This window comes from Pseudomonas sp. BIGb0164, from assembly GCF_024810135.1.
In the GTDB taxonomy this organism is placed as follows: Bacteria; Pseudomonadota; Gammaproteobacteria; order Pseudomonadales; family Pseudomonadaceae; genus Aquipseudomonas.
On the sequence record NZ_JANUEA010000014.1, the window covers coordinates 87,504 to 101,688 of the forward strand.

Sequence of the window (14,185 nt, forward strand, 5' to 3'; positions counted from 1 at the left end):
CCGGCTCATCTGTCGTGCCGAAATTGGTGTAACCCTTGATGACACGCCGCTGCGCGCCTCCCATCCCCGCTAATTTTTCGCTGTCCGGTTCGTTTTATAGGGACGACGTGCCTTTGTGCTTCCTGCCTATTGCTCCGGACTCCAAGAAATGAATGCTGAAGACTCCTTGAAACTTGCTCGCCGGTTTATCGGGTTGCCCCTGGAAAAACGCCAACTGTTCCTGCAGGCCTTGCAGAAAGAGGGCGTGGATTTTTCCCGGTTCCCGATCCCGGCAGGGGTGGAGGCACAGGATCGCCAGGCGCTGTCCTACGCGCAGCAGCGCATGTGGTTTCTGTGGCAATTGGACCCGGCCAGCGGTGCCTACAACCTGCCGGGCGCGGTACGGCTCAAGGGCGCGCTGAACCTGGGCGCCATGGCGCAGGCGTTCGACAGCCTGGTGGCACGCCATGAAACCCTGCGCACGGTGTTCCAGCGCCAGGCCGATGAGCGCCTGTTGCAGGTGGCGATCGAGCCGAACGTGGCGATCGAGCAACTGGATGTGAGCACGCTGGCGCCCGCCGAGCGTGAGCAGGCTGTCGTTGAGGCCGCGACCCGTCAATCGCTGCTGCCCTTCGATCTGGAGCACGGCCCTCTACTGCGCGTGCAGTTGCTCAAGCTCGACGAGCAAGAACATGTGCTGCTGCTGACCCTGCACCACATCGTCTCCGACGGTTGGTCGATGAACGTGCTGATCGACGAGTTCATCCGCTGCTACGACGCCCACGAGTGCAACGAACAGCCACAATTGCCGGCGCTGCCGATCCAGTACAGCGACTACGCCCTGTGGCAGCGGCGCTGGCTGGAAGCGGGGGAGCAGGCGCGTCAACTGGACTACTGGCAGGCGCGCCTGGGGGATGAGCACCCGGTCCTGGAGCTACCCACAGACCGTTCGCGCCCGGCCATGCCGAGCTACCAGGGCACCCGCCATAACTTCGCCATCGACCCGGGCCTGACGGCGCAGCTGCGCAGTTGTGCGCAAAAACACAACGTCACCTTGTTCATGCTGCTGCTCGGCGCGTTCAACGTGCTGCTGCATCGCTATACCGGGCAAGGCGATATCCGTGTCGGCGTGCCGATTGCCAACCGCAACCGCAGTGAAGTCGAAGGGCTGATCGGCTTTTTCGTCAACACCCAGGTGCTGCGCACCGAGTTGACCGGGCAGACCCGCGTCAGCGAATTGCTGCAAGGCATCAAGGAGCATGCACTGGGCGCCCAGGCCCACCAGGAGTTGCCGTTCGAACGTTTGGTGGAAGCGCTGAAGATTGAGCGCAGCCTCAGCCATACGCCGCTGTTCCAGGTGATGTACAACCATCAGCCGGTAGTGGCCGACATCAGCTCGGTGAGCACCGCGTCCGGCCTGGAATTGGCCCCTGTGGAATGGCAAAGCCGAACCACCCAGTTCGACCTGACCCTGGACACCTTTGAGAAGTCCGGCACGCTGCACGCCGCGCTGACCTACGCCAATGACCTGTTCGACGCGCCCACCATCGCACGCATGGCCGAGCACTGGACCCGCCTGTTGCACGCCATGGTCGCCGACGGTGAGCAACGCATCGGCGAATTGCCGATGGTGGCTGCCGACGAACAGCAGGTGCTGATCCACGACTGGAACCAGACCGCCGAGGCCTACCCGACCGAGCAGGGTATCCATCAACTGATCGAGGCCCAGGCGCAACGCACGCCGCACGCCCCGGCGCTGGTATTTGGCGCCACCACTTTGAGCTATGCCCAGCTCGACGCCCGCGCCAATCGACTGGCCCACGCCTTGCGCGAGCGGGGCGTTGGCCCGGATGGGCTGGTGGGTATCTGCATCGAGCGTTCCGTGGAAATGGTCGTGGGCCTGCTGGCGATTCTCAAGGCCGGTGGTGCCTATGTGCCGCTGGACCCGGAGTACCCCCAGGAGCGCCTGGCCTACATGATCGAAGACAGCGGCATCCAGCTGCTGCTCAGCCAGCAAAGCCTGCTGGCGCTGCTGCCGACCGCAGGGATTGACGTGATTGTGCTGGATCAGTCCGCGTCGTGGCTCGACGGTTACAGCAATGCATCACCCGCCGTCGCCCTCCATGCGCTGAACCTTGCCTACGTGATCTACACCTCCGGTTCCACTGGTAAGCCGAAGGGCGCCGGCAACAGCCATCGTGCGCTGGTCAACCGCCTGTGCTGGATGCAACAGGCGTATGGCCTGGATGCCAGTGACGCGGTGCTGCAAAAAACGCCGTTCAGTTTTGACGTGTCGGTGTGGGAGTTCTTCTGGCCGCTGATGACCGGCGCACGCCTGGTGGTCGCCGCTCCCGGTGAGCACCGTGAGCCGGCGCGGCTGATCGAGACCATTGGTCGCCACGGCATCACCACCTTGCACTTTGTGCCGTCGATGCTCCAGGCGTTTATTCATGAGCCGGGTGTGCAAGCCTGCACGAGCCTCAAGCGCATCGTGTGCAGCGGCGAAGCCCTGGCGCTGGATGCGCAACTGCAGGTGTTCGCCAAACTGCCGCAAGCGGGCCTGTACAACCTTTATGGTCCGACCGAAGCCGCCATCGACGTGACCCATTGGACCTGCGTCGACGAAGGTGCCGACAGCGTGCCCATCGGCCGCCCGATCGCCAACCTGGCCACCTACGTGCTCGACGCTCAGCTCAACCCGGTGCCGGCTGGTGTGTCCGGCGAGCTGTACTTGGGCGGCGTCGGCCTTGCCCGTAGCTACCATCGTCGCCCGGGGCTGACCGCCGAGCGTTTTGTGCCCAGCCCCTTTGCCGACGGTGCGCGCCTGTACCGCACCGGCGACCGCGTGCGTCAGCGCGCCGACGGGGTGATCGAATACCTGGGCCGCCTCGATCATCAGGTCAAGCTGCGCGGCTTGCGGATTGAACTCGGCGAAATCGAGACGCGCCTGATGCAGCACCCGCATGTGCGCGAAGCCGTGGTGCTGGTGCAGGGTGGCAAGCAGTTGGTCGCGTACCTGGTACTCGAACACGAAGAACCTGCCGACCTCAAGGCGTGGCTGCTCGACAGCCTGCCGGAATACATGGTGCCGACCCACCTGGTGTACCTGGCCAAGCTGCCGGTTACCGCCAATGGCAAGCTCGATCGCAAGGCCCTGCCGGTGCCGGATGCTGCGCCGCAACAGGCTTATGAGGCGCCGCAAGAACCCTTGCAAATCGCCTTGGCGGCGATTTGGCAGGACGTGCTTGGCCTTGGGCAAGTCGGCCTGGACGACAACTTTTTCGAGCTGGGCGGCGACTCGATCATCTCGATCCAGGTGGTCAGCCGCGCCCGTCAGGCGGGCATTCGCCTCAGCCCGCGTGACCTGTTCCAGTACCAGAGCGTGCGCAGCCTGGCGCGGGTGGCGAGTGTCGAACAGGCCATCGTGATCGACCAGGGCCCGGTCTGCGGTGAGGTGATCCTCACGCCGGTGCAACAGGCGTTTTTCAGTGAGGCGATCCCGGCGCGGCATCACTGGAACCAGTCGTTGCTGCTGACCCCGCGCGAGGCACTCGACCCTGCACGCCTGGAAGCGGCCCTGATCCAATTGATCAACCATCACGACGCCCTACGCTTGCGCTTTGTGGAGCAGTCTGACGGCTGGCAGCAAACCCACGGGGCTCCGGTCACCGCGTCCGGGTTGTGGCAGTCGCATGCGCACAACGATGTAGAGCTGGCCGCCTTGTGCGATGAAGCCCAGCGCAGCCTGGATCTGGCGCAAGGCCCGCTGATGCGTGCCGCCTTGGTCACCCAAGCCGATGGCGGTCAGCGCCTGTTGCTGGTGGTCCATCACCTGGCGGTCGACGGTGTGTCGTGGCGCATCCTCCTGGAGGACCTGCAACAGGCGTATCGCAACGTGGCACTGCCGGCCAAGACCAGCGCGTACCAGCACTGGGCGCAGCGGTTGCAGGCCCATGCGCAGACCCTCGACGCCCAGCTGCCTTACTGGCAGGCGCAGTCCATCGACGCCGATCTGCCATGCGACAACCCTCAAGGCGGCTTGCAGAATCGCCTGGGCACCAAGCTCGAAATCCGCCTCAACGCCGAAGACACCCGCCAACTGCTGCAAGATGCGCCGGCCGCCTATCGCACCCAGGTCAACGACCTGTTGTTGACGGCGCTGGCACGTGTCATCAGCCGTTGGAGTGGCCAAGAGGCAGCGCTTATCCAGCTGGAAGGCCATGGCCGTGAAGACCTGTTCGACGACGTCGACCTGACCCGTACCGTCGGCTGGTTCACCAGCCTGTTCCCGGTGCGTTTGCAGGCCGAGGGCGAGTTGTCGAGCGCGATCAAATCGATCAAGGAGCAACTGCGCGCGGTCCCCGACAAGGGGCTGGGCTATGGCCTGCTGCGCTACCTGGGCAACGCCGATGCCCGTGAGGCCCTGGCGGGCCTGACGGCTCCGCGTATCACCTTCAACTACCTGGGGCAGTTCGACCGTCAGTTCGATGACTCGGCGCTGTTCGTGCCGGCCGCTCAAGGCAGCGGCCAGGCCCAGGACGCCGAGGCGCCGTTGGCCAATTGGCTGACCGTAGAAGGGCAGGTGTACGGCGGTGAATTGGCACTGCAATGGGGCTTCAGCCTCGACATGTTCCACACCACGACCATCCAGCGCCTGGCCGATGATTACCGGGCAGAACTCAAGGCGCTGATTGAACATTGCTGCGCCACCCCGGCAGGGCAGGTGACGCCGTCGGACTTCCCGTTGGCACGCATCACCCAACCGCAATTGGACGCGCTGCCGGTGGCCGGGCCGGCCATTGCCGATCTCTACCCGTTGTCGCCGATGCAGCAGGGCATGCTGTTCCACACCCTGTACCAGCCTGAAGCCCAGGCCTATATCAACCAGCTGCGCCTCGATATCGAGGGCCTCGACCTGCTGACCTTCGGTCGCGCCTGGCAGGCTGTGCTGGACCGCCACGACATCCTGCGCAGCAGTTTCCACTGGCTGGGCCTGGACAGCGCCCATCAGGTGATCCATCGCCAGGCCGACGTGCAGTTGCAGGTGATTGAAGACGCGGGCGCCGATCTCGACGCCCTGGCGCAGGCCGAGCGCGAGCGTGGCTTCGAACTGAGCAACGCGCCGCTGTTCCGCCTGATGCTGGTACGGGGTGCGGGTTCGGCCTGGCACCTGATCTTCACCAGCCACCACATCCTGATGGATGGCTGGAGCAACGCCCAACTGCTCGGTGAAGTGATTGCCCTGTATGCAGGCCAAGCGTTGCCTGCGCCGGTTGGTCAATTCCGCGATTACCTGGGCTGGTTGCAGCAGCAGGGTTCGGGTGAGGCGTTCTGGAAGACCGCCTTGGCACCGCTGCAAGCGCCCACGTTGCTGGCCGATGCCTTACGTGCGCCCGCTAAAGGGGCGGGCGTGGCGGACTATGTCGTGTCGCTCGGTGATGGGCTCACCCAGGCCCTCGGTGAATTCGCCCGTCAACACAAGGTGACGCTCAACACTGTGCTGCAAGGCGCGTGGAGCCTCTTGCTGCAACGCTACACCGGCCAGGATTGCGTGGCCTTCGGTGCCACCGTGGCGGGGCGCTCGGCGCCGCTGCCGGGTATCGAAGAGCAACTGGGCCTGTTCATCAACACCTTGCCGATCATCAGCGCCGCTTCGCCCGCATTGCCGGCCGCTACCTGGTTGGGCGAACTGCAAGCGCTGAACCTCAGCCTGCGTGACCATGAGCATGTGCCGCTCTACAACATCCAGGCCTGGGCCGGCCAGCAGGGCGGCGTGCTGTTCGACACCTTGCTGGTGTTTGAAAACTTCCCGGTCGCCGAAGCGCTGAAACAAGGCGCGCCGGCTGGCCTGACCTTCGGCCAGATGCACAACCATGAGCGCACCAACTACCCGCTGACCCTGGGCGTTGAGTTGGGTACCAGCCTGCGTCTGGAATTCAGCTACGACTGCACGCGCTTCAGCGCGCAGCAGGTCGCGCGCTTGAGTGCCAACCTGCAACACCTGTTGGCGCAACTGGTCGCCGATGCCTCGATTCCGCTCGGACGTCTGCAACTGCTGGACGATCATGCGCAAGGCGCAGTCCTTGCCCTCAGCCAGGCGCCTGGTGCGGCTCAGCGCCCCGAGCGCGTGCACCAGCGTATTGCGGCCCAGGCCCAGGCCACGCCCGACGCGCTGGCCGTGCAGTGCGGCGAGTCGCGTTTGAGCTATGCCCAACTGAACGCACGGGCCAACCGCCTGGCCCATCGTCTGCAAGCGCTCGGTGTTGGGCCCGGGCAGCGCGTGGGCCTGGCGTCGCGACGTGGCCCGCAGTTGATCGTCAGCCTGTTGGCCGTGCTCAAAAGCGGTGCGGCCTATGTGCCGCTGGACCCTAAATACCCCAACGAACGCCTGGCCTACATGCTGGCGGACAGCCGATTGGACCTGCTGCTCAGCGAAAGCGGGCTGCTCGCCGACCTGGTGTTGCCGCAAGGGCTCGAACGCGTGGAATTCACGGCGCTCGGTGACGAGTTGGCCGGCTTCCCGGCCACAGACCCGTCCAGCCACGCAAGCGCCGCCGATCTTGCCTACGTGATCTATACCTCAGGTTCCACCGGCCAGCCCAAAGGCGTGGCCATCGACCACGCCGCCCTCGGTCAATTCTGTGACAGCGCCGAAGCCTACAGCCGCTTGAGTGCCGAAGACCGCGTGCTGCAATTTGCGACCTTCAGCTTCGACGGCTTCGTCGAGCAATGCTACCCGCCACTGTGCGTGGGGGCCGCGCTGATCATGCGCGGCGATGAGCTTTGGGACGCCGGCCAGTTGGCCCGGGTCATCGTCGAGCAGGGCGTGACCCTGGCCGACCTGCCCGCCGCGTACTGGTACCTGTTGGCACAAGAGTGCCTGGCCGAGCCACGTTCCCTGGGCAATCTGCGCCAAGTGCATGTGGGCGGCGAAGCGATGTCGGTAGAAGGCCTGCGCAACTGGCACACGGCGGGCCTGGGCGCGGTTCGCCTGGTCAATACCTACGGCCCGACCGAGGCCACCGTGGTGTCCAGCGTGCACGATTGCCAACTGGCTGATGCCAGCGATGCCTTCGGTGTGCCGATTGGCCGCGCGATCGCCGGGCGTTCGCTGTATGTGCTCGACAGCGGCTTCGAACTGCTGGCCACCGACGGCGTCGGTGAGCTGTGCATTGGCGCCGAAGCGGGCCTGGCCCAGAGTTATTTCGACCGCCCGGCGTTGACCGCCGAACGCTTCCTGCCGGACCCGTTTTCCAGCGTACCCGGTGCGCGGCTCTACCGCAGCGGCGACCTGGCCCGTTACAACGAGGCGGGGGCGTTGGAGTACGTCGGGCGTATCGATCATCAGGTGAAGATCCGCGGTCTGCGCATCGAAATGGGCGAAATCGAAGCCGCCCTGCAAGCCTTGTCCCAAGTGCGTGAAGCAGCGGTCATCGCGCAACCGAGTGCCACTGGCGCACAACTGGTGGCGTACGTGGTGCCCACCTCAGGCTGCGCGGTGGAAGCTCAAGTCCTGGCGGCGGCCTTGCGCCAGTCCCTGCCGGATTACATGGTGCCGGCCCATTGGATGGTGCTCGACGCATTGCCGCTGAACAACAACGGCAAGCTCGACCGTCGTGCGCTGCCAGCGCCGGACATGAACGTCGGCCCGCAGGCGTACGTGGCGCCGCAGAGCCCGCTGCAAGTGCAATTGGCGGCCATCTGGCAAGCGGTGTTGCAGGTCGAGCGGGTCGGGCTTGAAGATCACTTCTTCGAGCGCGGCGGCCATTCGTTGTTGGCCACCCAAGTGGTTTCCCGGGTGCGCCACACGCTCAAGCTGGAAGTGCCGCTGCGTGCGCTGTTCGAACAGCCGACGTTGCAGGCGTTCGCCGCGGCCTGCGCAGGGTTGCAAGCCGACACGGCACCGCCGTTGGTGGTCGTGGAGCGTGATCAGCCGCTGGCACTGTCCTTCGCCCAGGAGCGCCAATGGTTCCTGTGGCAACTGGACCCGGCCAGCGCGGCCTACCATGTGCCCACCGCCTTGCACGTGCGTGGCCCACTGGACACCGCCGCCTTGGCGCATTCGCTTGAGGCCCTGATCCAGCGCCACGAACCCCTGCGTACCACGTTTGTGGAGCAGGGCGAGCAGACGCTGCAGGTGATTCACCCGAGCCTGCCGGTGCTGATCGAGCACCAACAGGTCGAGGCTTCGGCCATCGAACACGCCGTGTCAGAAGAAATCCTGCGCCCATTCGACCTGCGCAGCGGCCCGCTGATGCGCGTCAAGCTGTTGGAGGTCGAATCGGATCACCATGTGCTGGTCATCACCCAGCACCACATCATCTCTGATGGCTGGTCGCTGCAGGTGATGGTCGATGAGTGGATGACGCTCTATCAGGGCCGCGCTCAACTGCCCGCGCTGCCGATCCAATACGCCGACTATGCACAATGGCAACGCGACTGGATGGCGGCCGGAGAGAAGCAACGCCAGCTCGATTACTGGCGCGCGCGCCTGGGCAGCGAACATGCCGTGCTCGAACTGCCGCTGGACCACCCGCGCCCGGCCGTGCAAAGCCAGCGTGGCGCCCGCCGCAAAATCCACCTGGACGCCACGCTGGTGGCCAGCCTCAAGGCCCTGGCCCAGCGCCAGGACGTGACCTTGTTCGTGCTGCTGCTGGCATCGTTCCAGACCGTGCTGCACCGCTACAGTGGCCAGTCCGAGATCCGTGTGGGGGTGCCGATTGCCAACCGCAACCGTCTGGAAATCGAACGCCTGATCGGCTTCTTCGTCAACACCCAGGTGCTGCAAGCCGATGTGCACGGGCAAATGACCTTCGAGCAGTTGCTTGGCCAGATCAAGCAGCGAGCCCTGGAAGCCCAGGCCCATCAGGACCTGCCCTTTGAACAATTGGTAGAGGCCCTGCAACCGGAACGCAGCCTGAGCCACAACCCGTTGTTCCAGGTGATGTTCAACCACCAGGACAACCTGCGCACAGCCCCGCTGGCGTTGCCCGGCCTGCACCTGCAACCGGTGGATTGGGCCGGTCACACCACCCAGTTCGACCTGAACCTGGAAACCGAAGAGTCGGCCGATGGTCTCTGGGCTTCGCTGACGTACGCCACCGACCTGTTCGAGACGGCGACCGCGCAGCGTCTGGCCGAGCATTGGCAAAACCTGTTGCGCGCCGTGGTTCAGGATGCCGCCCAGGCCCTGGACGAATTGCCGATGCTCAGTGCAGGGCAATGGCAACAAGTGGTACACGACTGGAACGACAGCCCTGTGGAGTTCCCGAGCGAACGCTGTGTCCATGAACTGTTCGAAGCGCGAGCGCTTGCCCACCCGGATGCGATCGCGCTGCATTTTGAGGGTGAACACCTCAGCTACGCCGAGCTCAACAGGCGCGCCAACCGCCTGGCCCATCGCTTGATCGCGGCGGGCGTGGGGCCGGATGTGCTGGTGGCCGTGCACGTCGAGCGTTCGTTGGAGATGGTGGTGGGGTTGCTGGCGACCCTCAAGGCCGGTGGCGCCTATGTGCCGCTGGACCCGCAGTTCCCGGCGGAGCGACTGGCCTTCATGCTCGACGACAGCCGCGCCCGCGTGCTGTTGACCCAGCCGCACCTGATCGGTCGGCTGGCCCAGCCCGACGGCTTGCAGGTGCTGCTGGTCAACGATGCCGAAGGTGACGCGCACAACCCGCAGGTTGCGGTCACGCCGCAACACCTGGCCTACGTCATTTACACCTCCGGCTCCACCGGCCAGCCCAAGGGCGTGATGGTGCGGCACGAGGCACTGTGCAGCTTTACCCACGGCATGGCGCAGACCCTGCACATCGGCGCCGAGGCGCGGGTGTTGTCACTGACCACCTTCTCGTTCGACATCTTTGCCCTGGAGCTTTACGTACCGCTGAGCGTTGGCGCCACCGTGCTGTTGAGCGGCCAGGCGATGGCGCTGGACCCGGATGCCATTCTTGATCGGGTCCAGGCTCAATCCGCCAGTGTGCTGCAAGCCACCCCGTCCACTTGGCGCATGCTGCTCGACAGCCCACGGGCGTCGTTGCTGCGCGGTATCCAATGCCTGTGTGGCGGCGAGGCACTGCCGGCCGACCTGGCCCAGCGCCTGCTCGACCTGCAAGGCCCGGTGTGGAACCTCTATGGGCCGACCGAAACCACCATCTGGTCGGCGGCGCACCGTTTGCTGGAGGCCCAGCCTTTTGTCGGGCGGCCGATCGCCAACACGTCGTTGTTTATCCTCAATGCCGGCCTCACGCCCTGCCCGCAGGGCGCGGCGGGGGAGCTGTTGATCGGCGGTGTCGGCCTGGCCCGTGGTTACCACGCACGGCCGGCGCTCACCGCCGAACGTTTTGTGCCCAACCCATTCGGTGCGCCGGGCGAACGCTTGTACCGCACCGGCGATCTGGCCCGTTACCGCGCCGACGGCGTGGTGGAGTACATCGGTCGGGTCGACCATCAGGTTAAGGTGCGCGGTTTCCGCATCGAACTGGGTGAAATCGAAGCCTGCCTGCGTGAACAGCCGGGCGTGCGCGAGGCTGTGGTACTGGCCGATAACGATCATCTGATCGCCTATCTGGTTACCGCCACCCCCGAGGAGCCGCACGCGTACAAGGCCGCCTTGCGCGAGCGCCTGCCGGACTACATGGTGCCGGCGCACTGGGTCTTTCTCGACAGCTTGCCCCTGACCCCCAACGGCAAGCTCGACCGCAAGGCCTTGCCCAAGGCGGATGCAACCGTGTTGCTCAAAGGCTATGTGGCGCCTGTGACCCTGCGTGAGCAGCAGGTCGCAGCGATCTGGGCCGAGGTGCTGGACGTACCGCAAGTGGGGCTCGATGACCACTTCTTCGAACTGGGCGGTCACTCATTGCTGGCCACCCGGGTGATCTCGCGGGTACGCCAGGCGCTTGCGCTGGACGTTGCCCTCAAGGCCCTGTTCGAACACCCGGCGCTCGGCGATTTCGTGGCGGCCCTGGGCGAGGAGGGCGCACAGGTGCCGGCGATATGCCAGGCCGACCGTCTGCAACCGTTGCCCCTGTCCTATGCCCAGGAGCGTCAATGGTTCCTCTGGCAACTGGACCCCGACAGCGCGGCGTACCACATCCCCAGCGCGCTACGCTTGCAAGGCACGCTTGACCTGGCGGCGCTGCAACGCAGTTTCGACACCTTGCTGGCGCGCCATGAAAGCCTGCGCACCCACCTGCGCCAGACCGCTGCGGGTACCGTGCAGGTCATTGAAGAGTCGGGCCTGATTGAAGTCGACCGTGCCGACTGTGAGTTCGCCGACCTCAAGGCGCGGGTGGCCGACGAGGTGGCCCGCCCGTTCGACCTGCTGCGCGGGCCGCTGCTGCGGGCCAAGTTGCTGCGCCTGGCCGAAGACGAGCATGTGCTGGTGCTGGTGCAGCACCACATCGTCTCGGACGGCTGGTCGATGCAACTGATGGTCGAAGAGCTGGTGCAGCTGTATGCCGCCTTCAGCACAGGCGAAACGCCCGACCTGCCGGCGTTGCCGATCCAGTACGCCGACTATGCCGTGTGGCAGCGCAACTGGATGGAAGCCGGTGAGAAAGCCCGTCAACTGGCCTACTGGCGTGAGCAGCTAGGGGGGCAGCAACCGGTACTGGAGTTGCCGTTCGACCATCTGCGCCCAGCGTTGCCGAGCCATCGCGGCGCACGCCATGGCATCGAGTTGGCACCTGAACTGCTGGCCGGTTTGCGCAACCTGGCGCAGGCCGCTGGCGTGACGTTGCCGATGGTCTTGCTGGCGTCCTACCAGGCATTGCTGCACCGCTACAGTGGCCAGGAAGACGTGCGTGTTGGCGTACCGATCGCCAACCGCAACCGCCTTGAGACTGAAGGGCTGATTGGTTTCTTCGTCAATACCCAGGTGCTCAAGGCTGATATCCATGGGCAGATGAGTGTGCAGCAGTTGCTCGACCAGGTGCGCCAGCGTTCCCTGGATGCCCAGGCCCATCAGGACCTGCCGTTCGAGCAACTGGTGGAAGCCCTGCAACCGGAGCGCAGCTTGAGCCTGAGCCCGCTGTTCCAAGTGCTGTTCAACCACCGCATGACGTCTGCCGACAGCCATCTGCAACGCCTCACCGACCTGCATGTGGAAGTCTTGAGCTGGGATGAAGGTGTCGCCCAGTTCGACCTGGCGCTGGATGTGGAGGAAAGCCGCACGGCGTTGCGCGCTTCCTTGAGTTACGCCACCGACCTGTTTGCCCCCGCCACCATCGAGCGCATGGCCGGGCATTGGCAGAACCTGCTGCAGGCGATGGTTACCGATCAGCAGCAGAGCATTAGCCACTTGAACCTGCTGGACCAGGACGAGCAGCAGCACATCCTGCAATTGTGGAACTGCACTGATGCAGGCTTCTCGGCACAGCGTCTGGTGCACGAGTTGGTCGCCGACCGCGCCCGGGAAAACCCGCAGGCGGTGGCAGTGAAGTTCGATGCACAAACACTGAGCTACGCTGAACTCGACCGCCAGGCCAACCGTTTGGCCCATGCCCTGATCGCCCGGGGCGTCGGTCCGGAAGTGCGGGTGGCCATCGCCATGCCGCGCAGCGCCGAAATCATGGTGGCGTTTCTCGCGGTCATGAAGGCGGGCGGTGTGTACGTGCCGCTGGACATCGAGTACCCGCGTGATCGCCTGCTGTACATGATGCAAGACAGTCGCGCCCAGTTGCTGTTGAGCCACACCCGCGCCTTGCAGCAACTGCCGATTCCCGAAGGCCTGGAGACCCTGGCGATTGATCGCACCGAAGATTGGGCGGGTTACAGCGATGCGGCGCCGGAGGTTGCACTGGACGGCGACAACCTCGCCTACGTGATCTACACCTCCGGTTCCACCGGCATGCCTAAAGGCGTGGCGGTGTCCCACGGCCCGTTGGTGGCGCACATCATCGCCACTGGCGAACGTTATGAAACGTCGCCGGCCGACTGTGAACTGCACTTCATGTCGTTCGCCTTCGACGGCTCCCACGAAGGCTGGATGCACCCGTTGATCAACGGTGCCAGCGTGCTGATCCGTGACGACAGCCTGTGGCTGCCCGAGTACACCTACCAGCAGATGCACCGGCACAACGTCACCATGGCGGTGTTCCCGCCGGTGTACCTGCAGCAATTGGCCGAACACGCCGAGCGCGACGGCAACCCTCCGGCGGTGCGCGTGTATTGCTTCGGCGGCGATGCGGTGGCCCAGGCCAGCTACGACCTGGCCTGGCGCGCACTGCGCCCGACCTACCTGTTCAACGGCTACGGCCCGACGGAAACCGTGGTCACGCCATTGCTGTGGAAGGCGCGCAGAGGCGACCCATGCGGCGCGGTGTATGCGCCGATCGGCACCTTGCTCGGCAATCGCAGTGGCTACGTGCTGGACAGCCAACTGAACCTGCAACCGATCGGCGTGGCCGGCGAGTTGTACCTGGGCGGTGAAGGCGTCGCGCGGGGTTACCTGGAGCGTCCGGCGTTGACCGCCGAGCGTTTTGTCCCAGACCCGTTCGGCAAACCCGGCAGCCGCGTGTACCGCAGCGGCGACCTGACCCGTGGCCGTCCCGATGGGGTGGTGGATTATCTGGGGCGTGTCGACCACCAGGTGAAAATCCGTGGTTTCCGCATCGAGCTGGGCGAAATCGAAGCGCGCCTGCGCGAGCAGGACAGCGTCGGCGAAACCGTGGTGGTGGCCCAGGAAGGCCCGACCGGCAAGCAACTGGTGGCGTATGTGGTGCCGGCAGAGGCCAACCTGGCCAACGAAGGCGAGTTCCGCGATGCACTGCGCCGCGCCCTGAAAGCCAGCCTGCCGGACTACATGGTGCCCGCGCACTTCATGTTCCTGGCCCAGATGCCATTGACGCCCAACGGCAAGCTGGACCGCAAAGGCCTTCCCGAGCCGGACGCGAGCCTGATGCAGCAACAGTACGTGGCCCCGGAAACCGAGCTGGAGCAACAGATCGCTGCGATCTGGGCGGATGTGCTGCGCCTGCCGCAAGTGGGCCTGAACGACAACTTCTTCGAAATCGGCGGCCATTCCCTGTTGGCGATCCAGATCACGTCGCGGGTCCAGGCCGAACTGGGCCTGGAGGTGCCGCTGATGGAACTGTTCCAGACCGAATCGCTGCGCGCCTATGTACAGGCCGCAGCCACCTTCCGCGCCGGCAGCGCGGAAGATTTTGATGATCTTCGTGACTTTTTGAGCGAACTAGAGGCGATTTGA

1 protein-coding gene is annotated in these 14,185 nt (G+C 64.9%); it reads left to right on the forward strand.

What is annotated here, in order from left to right:
* The first annotated feature begins 148 nt into the window (after positions 1 to 148).
* Positions 149 to 14,185 carry a non-ribosomal peptide synthase/polyketide synthase gene (locus M2394_RS29770; protein ID WP_259175720.1) on the forward strand — a complete coding sequence of 4,679 codons (14,037 nt, stop codon included), beginning with the start codon at positions 149 to 151 and terminating at the stop codon, positions 14,183 to 14,185.